The sequence below is a fragment of the Methanoculleus sp. UBA374 genome, assembly GCA_002508705.1.
GTDB lineage: Archaea > Halobacteriota > Methanomicrobia > Methanomicrobiales > Methanoculleaceae > Methanoculleus > Methanoculleus palmolei.
In genome coordinates this window covers 218362-234139 of the sequence record DAYL01000029.1, presented here as the reverse complement: position 1 = coordinate 234139, position 15778 = coordinate 218362, and the positions used below count along the sequence as shown (strand labels likewise).

Below are 15778 nucleotides of genomic sequence, written 5' to 3'. Positions count from 1 at the left end.
GGCTCGGAATTTCCTTCCGACTTGACTATAACATGTTATCCTCGGTGGTATTTATAGATTTACCCCAGATCCACACAGAAAGCAGGTTTCAGTTGCACGCTCACCCCGGACCGCCACCGAACGGGGCAATAACATATAACTGAAAAACAGATGGTGCCCGCGCGCGCAGACACCCGGGCCCCTGCCGAAGGAATTCCTTACGGCACCCGCACACAAACCAGCCAGTCAGGGGGACGCTTCGGTGCCATGCTCGGGAATGTGGTCGCCGACGTAGATCTCACCAAAGAACTCATCCTGCCAGAGAGCGAGTTTTCCCTCAAGCATCAGGAACAGGAGCGGGATGTAAACCTCGCGCTGGGTCCACCCCATTGCACCGGACAGGCCGTCGAGCGTCAGGACACTCCCCTCCCGCATAGCCCGCTCGAACTCTTTCATCACAGCCGGGACTGCCTTCTGGTAACCCTCATCATGCGCTACCGCCACAACATCCCCGGCGTTGAGGTTGAGATCCGGTTCCCGGAGCGCCGGAGTTCGCCTCCGTTGCTTCCGACGCTGCTCCTTTTCCGCCGTTTTCAACTGCTTGATGAGTTCATAGAGCGTGACCGGCGGACGCTTGCGCAGGCTTTTCCGGTCCAGACGCCGCTGGATCTCCCGCTCCAGACGTCCCATCGGTTCCCTCTCGTCGCCGGGCTCAAAATCAAAGTCCGGGTAGGAAAGAGAATCATCATCCTCTTCCTGTAACGATCCCTCATCCTCGTCATCATCCCACCCGTCAAGATAATCCGACTTCAAGCGCAACAGACACGCAGCATAAAAGAGCGTCCGCCCCGAAACCCGCAGGTCAAGTTCCTTACGATGGTCGAGTTCAGCGAGGAACCGATCCGTCACATCCACGATATCGATATTCCAGGGATCGACCTCCCCCCGCTCGGCCATGCCCACCAGGATCTCGACCGGTTCCTCATCCATTGTTCTGCACACCGGTCACGTAGGTACTCTTATCCTGGCGGATCGTCACGCCCACAATACGGTCGGCGCGCTCGATCATCGGTTTACGGAGCGAGACAATGATCGACTGTGCGTTCCCCGTAAGATCGCTGATCATGGCGGCGATCTTGCCGACATTGTTCCCGTCGAGGAACATATCCACCTCGTCCAGCGCATAAAACGGCGCGGGCATGTACTGCTGGATAGAGAAGATGAACGCGAGCGTGGTAAGCGACTTCTCGCCCCCGGAGAGCGCGGAGAGAAGGTGGACCTTTTTATCCCGCGGCTGAACCGCAAACGTCATGCCGCCGGCAAACGGGTCTTCCTCGTTATCAAGGACCAGTCTCCCGCTTCCATCAGTCAGCCGCGCGAAGATCCTCTGGAAGTTCGCATCAATCGCGGAAAACGCCGTCATGAAAGCATCGTACTTCATCTTCTCGTATTTCTCAATCCGTTCAAGAAGCGTCGCCCGCTCCCGCGAGAGCACCTCCTTTTTCGCGGTCCGTTCCTCGACGCGCGCACTGACCCGGTCATACTCCTCGATCGCGAGCATATTCACCGCGCCGATCTTTTTGAGCGCACGCTCGGCCTCAGCAATACCCGCATCGATGGCGGCAAGGTCGAGGTCGGTCTCCACATCGCCGGCCTGCTCCCGGAGCGCCTCAAGTTCCACAAGCAACGACCGCTCACGCTCCGTAAGGGCATCGATCTGCATCCGGGTACGTTCCATCGCACCCGAGAGTTCGAAGGCGTGCTGGTCCAGCACCCGGATCTCGTCGAGGATGCGGTCCCGCTCCGCCTGCAGACCGGCAAGCTCGTCGGAAAACTCCTTGCGGCGCGCTTCCAGCTGAACGATCAGGCGACGCTGGTTCTCGATCTGCTCGGTCGTGGCGGTGATCTCAGCGTCGATCTCCCGATTCTTTCCCTCAAGACGGGCCCGTTCCGCGGCGAGTTCTTCAATACGGTTTGCAAAGTGCTGCCGCTCGCGTTTGGCGTCGGTGATATCGGCGTCTTTGTTCCGGAGCCGGCGCTCGAGGTCCTCAACCGACTTTCGGCAGCCCTCATACTGCTCGGTGAGGCCGGGGACCTCGGTATCGTCGAGTTTCTTCTTGAGGGCGTCGACCTCCGCCGAGACCTGTGCAATCTCTCCGGAGGCTCGCTCGAGATCCGTTTCAAGCCGCGCAAGTTCCTCACTGCCCGTCTTTGCACTCTCGAGCATCTCCCGCAACGTCTCCCCGAGGGTCTGACTCTCCCCGGCGAGCACGTCGGTACGCTTCCGGAACTCCTCCACAAGCATGCGGTAACGTGCAAGTTGTTCGTCGATTGCGCTCCGTTCCGCTCGTTTCGCCTCTGCAGCCACAGTAAGGCGACCGATGGAGGCCTCGACCTCTCCCGCCTCCGCCTCAAGACCGACAAGCGCGGCACGGACCCGGGTGATCTCGTCGTCGACCGCCACGCCGAACCCCCGGATTTTCTTCGTCTGCGTGCCGCCGGTCATGGCGCCGCTCTTCTCGACAAAGTCCCCGTCCAGGGTGACCATCTTGTACCGGCCCATCATCCGGCGCGCCCGCTCAAGGGTGTCCACCACCACCGTCGCGCCGAAGACGACCCGGAACGCGCGGTCGAGCGCCGGGTCGAACTCCAGAAGGTCGACCGCATAGCCGACAATGCCCGGGTCCGCCTCAAGCGGCGAGAGGATCGGGGGACGGAGTTTGTTGAGCGGCAGGAATGTGACCCGCCCGAGGCGGTTCTCCTTCAAGTAGCGGATGGCATCGGCCGCAACCGCATCGGTATCGACGATCACCCAGCGGAGCCGGCCCATGGCCGCTACATCGAGCGCGGTCGCATACTCCGGCGGTGCCCGCCCGAGCTGTGCAACGGTGCCGTGGACGCCATCCATGCCGAGGACAACGTCCATCGCCCTCCCGCCGGCATCGCCCTGCGCCTGCTGCTGCGCTTCGTAGCGCATCAGGCTCTGCTCGTTCTCCCGGATCTCCTTTTTCAGCCGGTCAAGGGCCGAACGCCGCGCGAAGAGCGTACTCTCGGCCTCGGAAAGGTCGCGCTCGATCCGGCGCTTCTCCCCCTCGCAATCCGCCATACAGGAAGAATAGTCCGCGACCTGCGCCTGCTTGTTTGCGAGTTCCTCCTCGACCTGGCGGAGACGTGCCTCCAGGCGCTCCCGCTCCGACGTGCGCATCCGGCTCTTCTCGATGAAGATGTCCTGTTCGTGGAGGATCTTCGCCCGGAGTTCCTTTCTACTCTCAAGATCCTGCAGCCGGGCGAAGAGCTGGTCCTTTACCCCCTCGACTTCCTTGCTCTCGCTTGCGATACGAGCCTCGACCGCCTTCATCTCTTCGCGCTGCGTCGAGAGTTCCATCGCAAGGTTCGCCCGGTCTATCGAGAGATTGCGGATCTGTCCGGCACACTCCTCGACTTTTGCCTCGGCGCGCCTGCTGTCCATGTAGACCCGCTGGACCGCCTCAAGGTTCTCGTCCCGCCCGGTCTTCAGTTGCTCGAGAGTCTTTTCACCGACCTTGATCCCGCCCCGCGCCTCCTCAAGGCGTCCGACAAGTTCAAGATACTCGGGACCGCTCTTGCGGTTGATCTCTTCTTCAACGGCCTGCTGGCGCCCACGCGCCTCGTCAAGGCTTGCCCCGACAGCCTCCGCCTCGCTGGAAGTACGGCCGAACGCCGCCTGCTGATCCGCCACCAGGCTGCGAAGGGCCCCGATCTCCTGCTCCTTCTGGCGAACGAGCGCCGCTCCGCGGCACCGCTCGAGGTGTTCCAGCTCCCCCTGCCGCCGCCGGTACTCTTCCGCCTGTTCACGCTCGTGCTGGAGCGCATCCAGCCGCGTCACCAGTTCGGAAAGGAGGATCTCCTCACGCTCGATCCGCTCCCGCACCACCTCAAGCTCCGAGAACGCCTGTTCGCGCTTATGATCGAACTCGGCAACACCTGCGATCTCGTCGATGATCTTCCGCCGCTCTCCATCGCTCATCTCCATGATGTGGGTGATATCACCCTGCATCACGACGTTGTAGCCCTCCGGCTTGATCCCGATCTTCGCAAGAAACTCGATGACGTCGCTCTGTTTGCAGAGACGGTTGTTTAAGTAGTTGTAACTGTAGTATCCCGTAGGCGTCCGCTTGATCCGGCGGCGTATCGTCGTGCCGTCCGAGAACGTGATCGTCACCTCAGCGGTGTTCTTCCCGGTGTTGACGTTGATTAAATCGGTCAGTTTCTCGGCTCTCAGCCCCCGCGCGCCGGAGAGCGCCAGGACAAAGAGAATACTGTCGATGATGTTGCTCTTTCCTGACCCGTTCGGACCTGAGACGACGGTGAATCCTTCGAAAAAAGGAATTTTCGTCTTTCTGGCGAAAGACTTGAAGTTGTCGATCTCAAGCTGCGTGATGTACAAGGATCAGACTCCCTTCACCTACCGGTCGAGGTCGACCGTGTCATCCTCGTCAGCCTGGATGACGTCGTCAACCGGACGTCTCTTCTGTTCGACGAAAAGTGTCCGTTCGGATGGCCTGCCGCCCTTTCCCCGGCCCTTCACCGGAGCGTTCCCGGATCGGGTACTGGCGACGATATACTCCGAGGGCCTTCTCGTCTCCGGTTTCAGTGTCCCGTCGTTCTGCATGATGAGTTCCATGTCCCCGTCGTCCGGAATGGAGCGGGCCGGCCGCTTTTCCACCGGGCGCGCGGGAGCGCGGGGTTCCGCGGCACGCGACGGTGGCGCGGGTTCGGCACTGACCCGGGGCTCCGCCTGAAGCGTGGCTGCCGTCTTTCTTTCATTGGCAACCACCGGCGTCTTCCGGCGCTCGTCCGCATCGCGGGAGAGTTTCATAGCCACGGACTTCACATCCAGTACCTCTTCCGTCAGGCCTTTTACCAGGGCCTCAAGTTCCCGCACCTTCCGCTCCAGGTCGCGCAAGCGCTCTTCCCCCGCCTCCAGACGCTCCTCGCTCGCCCCCGACGCCCTCGGCTGATCGTATTCCTTCATCGTCTCCATCTCCTTCTCGCGCTCTGCGAGTTCGCGCTCGAGAAACCGTATTCTCGCATCTTTCTGCGCCATTATCTCCCTCAAACTAATCCTTGATAATAGTTACGTAATAATATTACTATAGATCCCTCGAAATGAAGAATTATTACATGTTATCGGGGATGCGACGGATACCGTGAACCGCGGCGACGCAACCGCTGCATTGCCGCCTCGACGCGCGGATTACGGGCAGGTGCCGTCGAGGCTTTTTCCCTCCGCGGCTTTGAGCGGGAAATGGACGCATAAGGGGAGAGTACGTTCGGGAGACGGACCGTATCGCGCCGGTAACACGACGAGGATGAACTCCGTTCTCGATCCTGAAGAAAGACTATTACCTCACCGGAGCAACCCTTTTTCTGCATGTCAAGTCTGGAAAACTTCGATCCTGAAGTCGCAGGCCTCATCGAGAAAGAGCGCCTGCGGCAGATCAACGGATTGGAATTGATCGCCTCCGAAAACGTCGTGAGCAAGGCGGTTCTCGAGGCGATGGGTTCAATAATGACCAATAAATACGCCGAGGGGTATCCGGGCAAGCGCTACTATGGAGGATGCGAGTTCCACGACATCGTCGAGAACCTGGCGCGCGACAGACTGTGCAGCCTCTTCGGAGCGGAGCACGCGAACGTCCAGCCGCACTCGGGAAGTCAGGCAAACCAGGCGGTCTACTTTGCCTATCTCAACTATAAAGACAGGATACTGAGCCAGAGCCTCACTCAGGGCGGCCACCTCTCCCACGGTTCGCCGGTTAACATCACCGGGCGCTGGTACTCCATCTTCCAATACGGCGTCGACCCCGAGACGGAGACGCTCGACTACGCAGCAATCGAGGAGATGGCGCGGATCGTAAAGCCGCAGATCATCGTCTGCGGTGCAAGCGCCTACCCGCGCGAGATCGATTTCAAAGCGTTTCAGGAAGTCGCCGATACGGTCGGCGCCCGGTGCATGGCGGACATCGCCCACATTGCCGGGCTCTGCGCAACCGGGTATCATAACTCCCCGGTCGGGGTCGTCGACATCGTGACGACAACGACGCACAAGACCCTCCGCGGCCCCCGGGGCGGCGCCATCATGTGCAGCAAGGAAGATGCCGCCGCCATCGATAAGTCCGTCTTCCCCGGCATGCAGGGTGGTCCGTTGATGCACATCATCGCCGCAAAGGCAGTCTGCTTCAAGGAGGCGCTGACCCCCGCATACAAGGACTACTGCGGACAGATTGTCAAGAACGCACGCACGCTCGCCGATGTCCTCATCGAAGAAGGGCTCGACCTCGTCTCCGGCGGCACCGACAACCACCTGATCCTGCTCGACCTGACCAGCATCTCCACAAACGGCGAGCACCTCACCGGCCTTGCGGCCGAGACCGCGCTCGGCGAGGCAGGCATCACCGTGAACAAGAATACCATCCCCCGCGAACACCTCAGTCCCTTCGTGACGAGCGGGCTACGGATCGGCACACCGGCCGTCACCTCCCGCGGCATGAAAGAAGAGGAGATGAAGCAGATCGGCCACTGGATCGCCCGGGTCGTCAAGGATATCGCCCGGGACAGGACCTCGAAGAAGGCAATCAACGAAGTGAGGGAAGAGGTTATTGCCCTCGCGAGTAAGTATCCCCTCAACCCAGAAGTAGCATGATACTCGACGGCAAAGCAACCTCGGAGAAGAGGCTCGAAATCCTCAAGGAGGAGATAGAGGAGTCCGAACTCTACCCGCGCCTCGCAACCGTCATCGTGGGCGAAGACCCCGCATCGCAGATGTACGTCCGCATGAAGCACCGGACGTGCGAGCGCGTCGGGATCGGGTCGGTCGGCATCGAACTCCAGAAGGATGCCTCTACCGAGCGGGTGCTCGAGGCGGTCGCACGCCTCAACAACGACCCCGACATCGACGGCATCCTGGTCCAGCTGCCGCTCCCAAGAGAAGTGGACACCACCCGCATCATCGATGCGATCGCACCCGAAAAGGATGTGGACGGGTTCCACCCCTACAACCTCGGGCGGCTTCTCGCCGGAACCCCGGTCTTTGCCCCCTGCACTCCGCTGGGGATCATGACACTCCTCGCTGAGTACGAAATCCCGACCGGAGGACAGCGCGCGGTGGTCGTCGGCCGGAGCATCGACGTGGGAAGGCCCATGGCCGCCCTGCTCCTGAACGCCGATGCAACCGTCACCGTCTGCCACTCAAAAACGGAGAACCTCGAAGACGAGATGCGAAGAGCCGATATCCTCGTCAGCGCGGTTGGGAAAGCAAAATTTGTCAAACCCGATATGGTCAAGGAGGGTGCGACGGTCGTCGACGTCGGTATCAACCACGACGAGCAGGGCAAACTCTGCGGCGACGTCGACTTTGAGGCGGTGCGCGAGCGGGCGGGAGCGATAACCCCCGTTCCCGGAGGCGTCGGTCCCATGACAATCGCGACGCTGATGGAGAACACCTTCCGTGCGGCCAGGCTAAGGACATGCTGCAACACCACTGTACGGTAAACCATCTCCGGATCGGCGGCGACGCGCCGGTTCGCCTGATGGGCATCATCAACTGCAGCCCCGAATCGTTCTACCGGGGCTCCTACACCCCGATAGGGGGAATATACGACCGGGGCCTCGCCATGCTTGAAGCGGGCGCCGATATGATCGACCTCGGAGCGCGGAGCACGGCCCCGGGCTCGCGCCCCATCACCGTCGCCGAAGAAGAGAAACGGGTGGATGCAGCGCTCTCGGAACTCGACGGGACCGGGATTACCCTCTCGGTGGACACCCGGTATCCGGAGGTGCTCGAGGTCTGCCTCCGCCATGACATCCATGCGATAAACGACATCTCCGGCCTTGCCGACGAGCGCTACGCGAGGCTGGTCGCCGACTCCGGGCTGCCGGTATTCGCGATGGCGAGTTTCAAGAAGCCCGGCGATGCCGTCGGGCTTGCCGCAACGCTCTCGGCACTCGAAACCGTCGTGACACGGTGCGAGAGCCTTGGAATCGACGAGTACGTCCTCGACCCGGCAGTCGGAGGATGGACCCCGGAGCGGACGAGTGAGGACGACTGGGAACTCTGCCGGAATTTCAAGGCGTTTTCGGCCTTCGACCGCCCGGTGCTCGCCGCAATCTCCCGAAAATCGTTCATCGGAAACCTGCTTGCCCGGGTTCCCGAAGAGCGGCTCGCGGCCACGCTCGCGCTCACGACGATGCTGGTGGACAAGGGAGCGGCCATCGTGCGGAGCCACGACGTGCGGGAGACCGCCGACCTCCTACGGGTCTATGAAAAGATGAAGCAGACATGACGGCACCATCATTCCATGTATACGGCCTTGCGACCCCCCTGGTCTGTTCGGGGGACGATATGACGGCCCATATCCTTGCGGCCGCCGAATGCTCGGAGTCCCGGGGCCTCCAGAGGGGGGACATCGTGGTCGTTGCAGAGTCCGCCGTAGCCACCGCCGAGGGGCGGGCCAGAAGGCTCACAGACATCAAGCCGTCGGCAAAAGCCATCCAGCTCGCCGAAGATTACCGGATGGACCCCCGCCTTGCCGAGGTGGTGCTCGGCGAGAGCGACCGGATCGTCGGGGGCATCCCCGGGTTCCTGCTCTGCATGAAGAACGGCACGCTCCTCCCGAACGCCGGGATCGACGCCTCAAACGCTCCGTCCGGCTCCGTCCTCCTCCTTCCTCTCGACCCGGATGCATCCGCCGCGCGTATCCGTGCAGCGATCGCCGCACGGACGGGAGTGGACGTCGGCGTCCTCATCGTCGATTCCCGGACGCACGCGATGCGGCTCGGGTGCAGCGGGGTTGCCATCGGGTGTTCGGGCATCCCCTCCGTGCTCGATGAACGCGGGAAAAAAGACCTCTTCGGCCGTGAACTCGAAGTCACAAAGCGGGCGGTGGCGGACTGCATCGCATCAGCCGCCGAACTCGTGATGGGAGAGGCCAACGAGTGCATCCCCGCGGTTATCGTGCGGGGGCTCGGGCTTCCCGTCGGCGACTACGCCGGGATCGCCGCCATCGACGCTTCAGAGTGCCTCTTTATGGGCGTCGCGCTTCACGCCGACCCGTCCCTTCTCGTCGATGGCAAGAGAGAACCCTGACTCTTCCAGGAACTCCCGGCTCTTTCTTCCCCTCCCATGGATGAGGATCTCGACCAGGTCCTCCTTCTCATCGATATCGGTCGACATCCGGAACGAATCGATCACTTCGACGGAGAAGCCGCACTCCCCGGCGACACGGAGGTGATCGAGGAAACTTGCGCCGTAGAAGTCGGCGTGGAAGCATCGCGGTTTCTTTAAGAATATGACGTTCGTCCCGCCGCCCCGGCCCGGCACGATGGACATATCCTTCTCGGTGCGGATCAGCCGCTGGATATCCCCGGCCGTCACCAGGGGAAGGTCGGCCATGATGATGAGCGCCGGACAGTGGAACTGACCGAGCGCCCAGTTGATCGCATCGTTCAACGACTCTTTCCGGACGGCAATGAGCGCGTTCTCGTATTTGAAGGGGTGGGTGCAGAGCAGGGTGGCGCTGCACCCCGACTTCAGCACGGAGGCGATCACGTCTCCAAGCATCGCCCGGGCGAACGCCTCACGCTCTTCCTGGGTGAGGATGCAGGAGAGGCGTGTCTTGGGGTTCGTAGGCTTAAAAGGAATGAGCGCGTGAAAGTACATTGTGAATCGGTTGTCGGGACACTCTCAAAAAGGCATCGTTACGGATGCGTCGCATAAAACCCATATCACTTGTCTTTAGACAATTTTATTGTAGTATCGCTTCGGACGCACCCGAGAGATCGCTCCCTAAAGTTCATGTCGGGGGGAGACGACATATATCCATGCGCCGCCGCGTGATCACCTTTTCAAAAAACGTATTCCTCCCCATAACAACAGTCTGCGCCAACCATTGCGGTTACTGCTGCTTCCGGACTCCGGTGCGGGAGGGGTGCATCATGCCCCCCGACGAGGCGATCAGGACCATGGATGCGGGTGCCGGCCTCGGCTGCACGGAGGCGCTCTTCACCTTCGGGGAGCGGCCCGGCAGGGTGCCCGGCTTTGCGGCGAAACTGGGGAAACTCGGCTATGCAGATATCCTCGACTACCTCTACGACCTCTCTCTTGCGGCCGTAGAAAGAGGGCTCCTGCCGCACACCAACGCCGGCATCCTCTCCTACGAGGAACTTGACCGGCTCCGCGAGGTGAACGCGAGCATGGGCCTGATGCTGGAGACGACCGCGGACGTCCCCGCGCACCGGGACTCGCCGGGAAAAGATCCGGCGGTCAGGATCGAGATGATTGAGAACGCCGGAAAACTCTCCATTCCGTTCACGACCGGGATATTAATCGGGATCGGAGAGACGCCGGAGGACCGGGAGGAGTCGCTCCGGGTCATCCGGGACCTTCATTCGCGGTTCGGCCACATCCAGGAGGTGATCGTGCAGAACTTCTGCCCTAAGCCGGGGACGCCGATGGAGGGCGCTCCGGCTCCCGAAACAGACGACTTACGCGCGACGATAACCCTCGCCCGGGAGATCCTCCCGGCGGATGTGGCTGTGCAGATACCCCCGAACCTTGCCGACGCCGCCCGCCTCGTCGAGTGCGGCGTGGACGACCTCGGCGGGGTCTCCCCGCTCACCATCGACTACGTCAACCCCGAACACCCCTGGCCGCAGATCGAGGAACTCCGGAGAGTGGCCGGAGACGCCGATCTCGCCGAACGGCTCTGTATCTACCCGCAGTACATCGAGAAAGGGTGGTATTCCCCCGTGCTCGAACCCCTGATCCGGCGGCTCGCGGAGAGGATCGCGGCACCAGGCCGGAGGGAGGGAGCATAACCTCATCATTTAGCCCGACAACATCTATCAGGAGATTTTGCCCATGAAACAGGTTGACCTCCTCTACACAGGGAAGGCGAAGTCCGTCTATCGTACCGACGACCCGGGAGTATACATCATGAAGTTCCGGGACGACATCACGGCCTTTGACGGCGAGAAAAAAGATACCCTGGGCGGCAAGGGGAGATATAACGCGGAGGTCTCCTCCTTCCTCTTCAGGTACCTTGAAGAGAACGGGGTCCGGACCCACTACCTCGAAAGCATCGAGCCCGCCACCCTCGCAGTGCGGGCGCTCACGATGATCCCGCTTGAGGTGATCGTCAGGAACGTCGCAGCCGGGTCCATCGTGCGCAACTACCCGTTCAGGGAAGGGGAGCCGCTCGACCCGCCGGTGATCGTCATCGATTACAAGAGCGACACCCATCACGACCCGATGTTGAACGACGACCTGATCTACGCTCTGAAACTCGTTGCGCCCGAGGAGCTCGACCAGATCAAAGCCGAGGTGCTCGCGATAAACGAGATCCTCCGGGAGTACCTTGACGCGCGCGGCATTACCCTGGTCGATTTCAAACTCGAATTCGGCCGTTACAACGAAGAGATCTTCGTCGGCGACGAGATCAGCATGGACTCGATGCGGCTCTGGGATAAACAGACCGGAACGTCTCTCGATAAGGATGTCTACCGCTTCAACAAGGGAGACGTTATGGAGACCTACGCCGGGGTCGCGAAACGCATTCTCTCCCCGCCCCGGGGTGAATCCGCATGAAGTACAACGTTACCGTCACCATTGGACTGAAAGAGGGAATGTTGAACCCCGAAGCGCGCGCCATCCAGCACGCCCTCACAAACCTTGGGTTTCCGACCGAGGATCTGGACACGGCACGGCTCTTCCGGATCACGCTTGATGCGGCGGACACGGCGGCGGCGCGAGAAGCAGCAGGACAGATGTGCGAGCGGCTCCTTGCAAACCCGGTCATTCACCACTACACGATTGAGGTTGAGTAAGGCATGAGGTTCGCTGTGGTACAGTTCGGCGGCAGCAACTGCGACCGGGACACCTACCACGTCCTTGCGGACGTCTGCGGGGTCGAGACGGATCTCGTCTGGTACAAGGACGGACTCAGACGACCATACGATGCGGTGGTGCTGCCCGGCGGGTTCTCCTACGGGGATTACCTCCGGGCCGGAGCCATCGCCGCACGGACCCCGATCATGACCGACATCATCAGGCACGCGAAAGAGGGGAGACTGGTCCTCGGGATCTGCAACGGTGCGCAGATCGGCTCGGAGGCCGGACTGGTCCCGGGCACCTTCACGCTGAACGCTTACCCCAAGTTCATCTCGCGGCATGTCTGCCTTCGCGTCGAGAGCACCGGATCGCCGTTCACCGCGCTCTACCACGAGGGCGAGGTCATCCGGGTGCCGATCGCTCATGCGGAGGGGCGCTACGTCGCCCCCGATGATGTGATCGCGCGGTTGAACCGCGAAAAGCGGGTCGCGTTCCGGTTCTGCGACGAGCACGGCAACGCGACGCCGGAGAGCAACCCGAACGGGTCGGCGGAGAGCATCACCGGCGTCCTCTCGGAAGCGGGGAACGTGCTTGCGATGATGCCGCATCCCGAGCGAGCGAGCGAACGGGCGCTCGGCTCGGAGGATGGGATAAAGATATTTAAATCGATGATAGCCCATATCGAAGAGTACGGGCGCCGGAAACCCGGATGATAGGAGTTAGTTGTATCATGACAGCAGAAGAGAAAATCGAAGCGGAGCGGACCAGGGCAAAGGTGTACGCGAAGGAGAAAGGCTTTGTCTTAAACGTCGACGAGAAGCAACTCTCGGCCGTTCTCCGCGGGCTCGCACGGAACCAGGAACGGCTCGGGGCGGCATACTGCCCCTGCAGGCTCCGGAGCGGGGACGTCGAGAAAGACCAGCTCATCGTCTGTCCCTGTATCTACCACGAGAAAGAGATTGAAGAGCAGGGGGCCTGCCACTGCAAGTTGTTCTTCAAGAAAAAGTCCGAATAACTTTTTTTACGTCCGTCTCAGCCCGCTGTCAGTCAAAACCCGGGTTTCACCGGAGAGCGTGGCCGTACCTGAGAACCCGATAGACTGCATAGAATCCGACAAGCACCGCAAACACGTAGCCCAGGGTGGCGAGGATCGAGACGTATCCAGGAACCGGGAGATCGGCCACCCGGAGCACCACCGACGAGCCCACGACGATTGCAGCGACCACCAGTCCGACGACGATCTTGTCGCTCGTCCGGTCGATGACGCCGACGATTGCGGTGAGGTCGCGGTTCGCGAGTTTGACCGTGATGGTGCCCTCCGAAAAGGCCTTCAGAGTCTCGTTCACGTTCCCCGGGATGGCAAGCAGATTCTCCGTCGCACTCACAAGGGACCGTATCGCACCCGTCATGTTATCCGGAGAGAGCCGCTGCCGTGCAGCGATCTCCGTCAGGTACGGTCGGATTCGCCGGTCAAAGTTGAACGTGGGGTCGAGCCGAACGCCGATGGCCATCACCATGACGATCACCTTCATCATGAGCATCAGGGTGGACGGCACCCGGATGCGATACCTGCGGAGGGCATCGGTCAGGCCCTGAATCGTTGTCGCAAAGTTCACCTGCTCGATCTTCGTCTCCCGATAATCAAGCAGCACCAGGTAGAGGTCGTCCTTGAGGGCATCGAGAACCGCCGGGCTGATCCGGACGTCGAGCCTCTGCAACGCTGTAATCACGCCGTCGACGTCCGTCCGGGTCATGGCGAGGAGGAGATCGACGAAGACCCGTCTTCTCTCCAGACGGAGGACGCCGACGATCCCGAAGTCGAGGAAGATGACCTCCCCTCGCTCCGTCACCAGAAGGTTTCCCGGGTGGGGGTCCCCGTGAAAGAAACCGTCGACGAAGATCTGCTTGACATAAGCCTCAAACCCGATCTCGGCAATATCTTCCGGGAAGAGACCAAATCTCCGTAGAGCCTCCACGTCGTCGATCCGGACTCCTTCGACGTAGTCCATGGCAAGCAGGTGGGGCCCGGAGATCTTCCAGTGGATGCGCGGGATCTTCACGCACGGGAGACCACTCATGTTTCGTCTGAGTCGGTCCGCGTTCATTCCGTCCTGGGTAAAGTCCAGTTCGCGCCGGATCTGGACCGAAAATTCGTCGACCATGCCCTGGAGGTTATAGACCCGCAGGTCAGGAAAGATCGACTCCGCCCGGGCCACAAGCGACCGCAGGATCACGAGATCGGTCTCGATGAGGTCGGGAATCCCGGGGCGCTGCACCTTGAGGGCGACGACCCGGCTGTCCTTCGTCACCGCGCGGTGCACCTGCGAGAGGGAAGCCGCTGCAACCGGCTCCTCCTCGACGACGGCGAAACACTCCTCGAGGTTCGGGCAGTACTGCGTGATCACCGGTCGGATCTCCTCAAACGGGACCGGAGCCACCCGATCCTGGAGCTTCTGCAGTTCCTGGATAAGCTCCGGCGGGAGGAGCTCCCGGCGTGTGCTCATTATCTGGCCGAACTTTATGTACGTGGGCCCCAGTTCCTCGATGGCAAGGCGGATACGTTCGTACACCGATCGCTTCTCTTCCGGGGCCCGGTGGAGCCCCCGGCGTCGTTCGCTCCGGGAGACGAACTCGTCGACGAGGATCTCAAAACCGTATCGGGTCAGCACATCCGCGATCTGCCGGTAACGCTGAAGCCGGGTGACCATCGGGGATGAATCGGCACTCCCGGTACTTAAGGAGTTTGGGGCGGGGTCGTCCCCCGGGAGGAGAGCCGGCTCCGTCCGAGGGATTTCCAGGGGTAGGAAGTGGCGAGGAAGAGCGGAACGGCAAGGACAATCGCAAGCGGGATCGTCATGAGGCCAAGGGAAAGCGAGGTCATATCAGCGATGGCGCCGGTGACCGCAACCCCTATCCCGCCCACGCCGACCGCGAGCCCGAGCATGAGGCCGGAGACGAGCCCGGCGTTCCCCGGGGCCATTTCGTGGGCCATGGCGACGGTGACGGCAAAGGTCGACCAGAGGATGAACCCAAAGATAATCAGCGCAACGATGGAGACGATACCACCGGTGGTCAGGAATACGGCGAAGGGCGGGATGGCGGCAACAAGTCCGCCTATCGTGAATTCTTTGCGGCCGTAACGGTCGGAGAGCGCACCCCCGACGAGTTGCCCGACGACCCCGGCGATAAGCATACCCGATACGATCAGGTTCGCGGTCACAAGGTCGATGCCGCGCTCGGTGAGGATGGTGGGAAGGAACGCGACCGAGCCGAATATGGCCCATGCACGGAGGCTTGAGGCCGCGACGAGAAGAACGATCGCCCGGTACGCGGACCGTTCAGTCCGGACCTGCGCCGCCGGGACCGCTGTATGTCCGGGAGCGGACAGGGTCCACCGGAGCACCGCCGCCATCACGAGGCCGGGGATGACAAGGACGGCAAGGCCCGGAAGGCCCATCAGCCCGACAACGATGCCGGCACAGATAGGACCGAGTGCGTAGCCCAGGTTTCCGCCGATGACGAAGAATGAGGTGATCCTGCCCCGGTGTGCATCCTGGGTCAGCCGGCTGACGGTCCCGAGCGCGCTCGGGTGGAAAGAAGCGTTTCCCAGCGCCGCGACGGCGGCGGAGGCGAGGACGAGGAAGTAGTTGTCCAGGAGGCCTATCACGGAGATGAACACCGCGCTGATGAGGACGCTCACGCTGATGGGGACGGCGATCCCCCGGGTATCGAAGAGCCAGCCGGCGAACGGCTGCACGAACGACGACGTGAGGGTGTAGACCGTGACGATCAGCCCGGCAAGGAAGAACGAGTAGCCCTGGTCGACGATGAGGAGCGGCAGGATTGCAGGGAGAACCGGCGAATAGAGATCGGTCACCAGGTGGGCGGCAGAGAGCCTCCAGATCGGTTTTATATCGGCGGTCACGGACG

At 61.6% G+C, this 15778-nt stretch carries 15 protein-coding genes; 9 read left to right on the top strand and 6 right to left on the bottom strand.

Going from position 1 to position 15778, the window contains the following annotated elements:
* Positions 1–225: 225 nt before the first annotated feature.
* The 3 genes from BRA42_RS09835 to BRA42_RS09825 are packed head-to-tail and all read right to left on the bottom strand — an operon-like array spanning position 226 to position 5065.
* A complete protein-coding gene (locus BRA42_RS09835) occupies positions 226–969 on the bottom strand; it encodes a segregation/condensation protein A (protein ID WP_292407672.1) in 744 nt (247 codons plus the stop codon).
* Positions 962–4405, bottom strand: coding sequence for a chromosome segregation protein SMC (gene smc / locus BRA42_RS09830; protein ID WP_292407669.1), 3444 nt, complete (start codon positions 4403–4405; stop codon positions 962–964). The genes BRA42_RS09835 and smc overlap by 8 nt, the downstream gene beginning before the upstream one ends.
* 18 nt (positions 4406–4423) lie before the next feature.
* Positions 4424–5065 (bottom strand): DUF7518 family protein, encoded by a 642-nt coding sequence (locus BRA42_RS09825; protein WP_292407666.1) that lies wholly within the window; start codon positions 5063–5065, stop codon positions 4424–4426.
* Positions 5066–5392: 327 nt separating this feature from the next.
* On the opposite strand from BRA42_RS09825, the gene glyA reads away from it, so the two are divergent.
* Genes glyA through cofE form a run of 4 tightly spaced genes read left to right on the top strand, consistent with a single transcriptional unit; the run spans position 5393 to position 9106 of the window.
* Positions 5393–6664 (top strand): serine hydroxymethyltransferase, encoded by a 1272-nt coding sequence (glyA, locus tag BRA42_RS09820; RefSeq protein WP_292407663.1) that lies wholly within the window; start codon positions 5393–5395, stop codon positions 6662–6664.
* Positions 6661–7512 (top strand): bifunctional methylenetetrahydrofolate dehydrogenase/methenyltetrahydrofolate cyclohydrolase FolD, encoded by an 852-nt coding sequence (folD, locus tag BRA42_RS09815; RefSeq protein ID WP_292407660.1) that lies wholly within the window; start codon positions 6661–6663, stop codon positions 7510–7512. Before glyA ends, folD begins: the two co-directional genes overlap by 4 nt.
* Entirely contained in the window at positions 7488–8303 is an 816-nt protein-coding gene (gene folP, locus BRA42_RS09810; protein WP_292407657.1) for a dihydropteroate synthase, read from the top strand. Before folD ends, folP begins: the two co-directional genes overlap by 25 nt.
* Complete coding sequence (cofE, locus tag BRA42_RS09805; protein ID WP_292407654.1) at positions 8300–9106, top strand: coenzyme F420-0:L-glutamate ligase; 807 nt, start codon at positions 8300–8302, stop codon at positions 9104–9106. Before folP ends, cofE begins: the two co-directional genes overlap by 4 nt.
* Here the strand turns inward: cofE and cofC are convergent.
* Entirely contained in the window at positions 9032–9679 is a 648-nt protein-coding gene (cofC, locus tag BRA42_RS09800) for a 2-phospho-L-lactate guanylyltransferase (protein WP_292407651.1), read from the bottom strand. The two genes, cofE and cofC, sit on opposite strands and share 75 nt — an antisense overlap.
* A gap of 161 nt (positions 9680–9840) precedes the next feature.
* Here cofC and cofG point away from each other — a divergent pair, with 161 nt between their 5' ends.
* From cofG to BRA42_RS09775, 5 genes are read left to right on the top strand one after another with little or no spacing between them, the layout of a single operon-like run.
* Positions 9841–10836, top strand: a complete 996-nt coding sequence (cofG, locus tag BRA42_RS09795) for a 7,8-didemethyl-8-hydroxy-5-deazariboflavin synthase subunit CofG (RefSeq protein WP_292407647.1) — start codon at positions 9841–9843, stop codon at positions 10834–10836.
* Positions 10837–10879: 43 nt separating this feature from the next.
* The gene (gene purC, locus BRA42_RS09790; protein WP_292407645.1) at positions 10880–11605 is read left to right on the top strand and encodes a phosphoribosylaminoimidazolesuccinocarboxamide synthase; all 726 of its coding nucleotides are present in this window, start codon (positions 10880–10882) and stop codon (positions 11603–11605) included.
* On the top strand, positions 11602–11844 hold the full coding sequence (gene purS / locus BRA42_RS09785; RefSeq protein WP_292407642.1) for a phosphoribosylformylglycinamidine synthase subunit PurS: 243 nt from the start codon (positions 11602–11604) through the stop codon (positions 11842–11844). The genes purC and purS overlap by 4 nt, the downstream gene beginning before the upstream one ends.
* A 3-nt stretch (positions 11845–11847) precedes the next feature.
* Positions 11848–12561, top strand: coding sequence for a phosphoribosylformylglycinamidine synthase I (gene purQ / locus BRA42_RS09780; RefSeq protein WP_292407639.1), 714 nt, complete (start codon positions 11848–11850; stop codon positions 12559–12561).
* A gap of 17 nt (positions 12562–12578) precedes the next feature.
* The gene (locus tag BRA42_RS09775) at positions 12579–12863 is read left to right on the top strand and encodes a ferredoxin-thioredoxin reductase catalytic domain-containing protein (protein ID WP_292407635.1); all 285 of its coding nucleotides are present in this window, start codon (positions 12579–12581) and stop codon (positions 12861–12863) included.
* Between the two features lie 46 nt (positions 12864–12909).
* Here the strand turns inward: BRA42_RS09775 and BRA42_RS09770 are convergent, their stop codons facing one another.
* Both BRA42_RS09770 and BRA42_RS09765 read right to left on the bottom strand, forming a co-directional pair.
* Positions 12910–14556 carry an ABC1 kinase family protein gene (locus BRA42_RS09770; protein ID WP_292407632.1) on the bottom strand — a complete coding sequence of 549 codons (1647 nt, stop codon included), beginning with the start codon at positions 14554–14556 and terminating at the stop codon, positions 12910–12912.
* 26 nt (positions 14557–14582) lie between these two features.
* Positions 14583–15773 carry an MFS transporter gene (locus BRA42_RS09765; RefSeq protein WP_292407629.1) on the bottom strand — a complete coding sequence of 397 codons (1191 nt, stop codon included), beginning with the start codon at positions 15771–15773 and terminating at the stop codon, positions 14583–14585.
* Between the last annotated feature and the right edge of the window lie 5 nt (positions 15774–15778).

Excerpts from the sequence above, each read along its gene's own strand:
- BRA42_RS09835 (WP_292407672.1), bottom strand. The coding sequence starts at position 969 with ATGGATGAGGAACCGGTCGAGATCCTGGTGGGCATGGCCGAGCGGGGG.
- BRA42_RS09825 (WP_292407666.1), bottom strand. The coding sequence starts at position 5,065 with ATGGCGCAGAAAGATGCGAGAATACGGTTTCTCGAGCGCGAACTCGCA.
- glyA (WP_292407663.1), top strand. The coding sequence starts at position 5,393 with ATGTCAAGTCTGGAAAACTTCGATCCTGAAGTCGCAGGCCTCATCGAG.
- folD (WP_292407660.1), top strand. The coding sequence starts at position 6,661 with ATGATACTCGACGGCAAAGCAACCTCGGAGAAGAGGCTCGAAATCCTC.
- folP (WP_292407657.1), top strand. The coding sequence starts at position 7,488 with ATGCTGCAACACCACTGTACGGTAAACCATCTCCGGATCGGCGGCGAC.
- cofE (WP_292407654.1), top strand. The coding sequence starts at position 8,300 with ATGACGGCACCATCATTCCATGTATACGGCCTTGCGACCCCCCTGGTC.
- cofC (WP_292407651.1), bottom strand. The coding sequence starts at position 9,679 with ATGTACTTTCACGCGCTCATTCCTTTTAAGCCTACGAACCCCAAGACA.
- cofG (WP_292407647.1), top strand. The coding sequence starts at position 9,841 with ATGCGCCGCCGCGTGATCACCTTTTCAAAAAACGTATTCCTCCCCATA.
- purC (WP_292407645.1), top strand. The coding sequence starts at position 10,880 with ATGAAACAGGTTGACCTCCTCTACACAGGGAAGGCGAAGTCCGTCTAT.
- purS (WP_292407642.1), top strand. The coding sequence starts at position 11,602 with ATGAAGTACAACGTTACCGTCACCATTGGACTGAAAGAGGGAATGTTG.
- purQ (WP_292407639.1), top strand. The coding sequence starts at position 11,848 with ATGAGGTTCGCTGTGGTACAGTTCGGCGGCAGCAACTGCGACCGGGAC.
- BRA42_RS09775 (WP_292407635.1), top strand. The coding sequence starts at position 12,579 with ATGACAGCAGAAGAGAAAATCGAAGCGGAGCGGACCAGGGCAAAGGTG.
- BRA42_RS09770 (WP_292407632.1), bottom strand. The coding sequence starts at position 14,556 with ATGGTCACCCGGCTTCAGCGTTACCGGCAGATCGCGGATGTGCTGACC.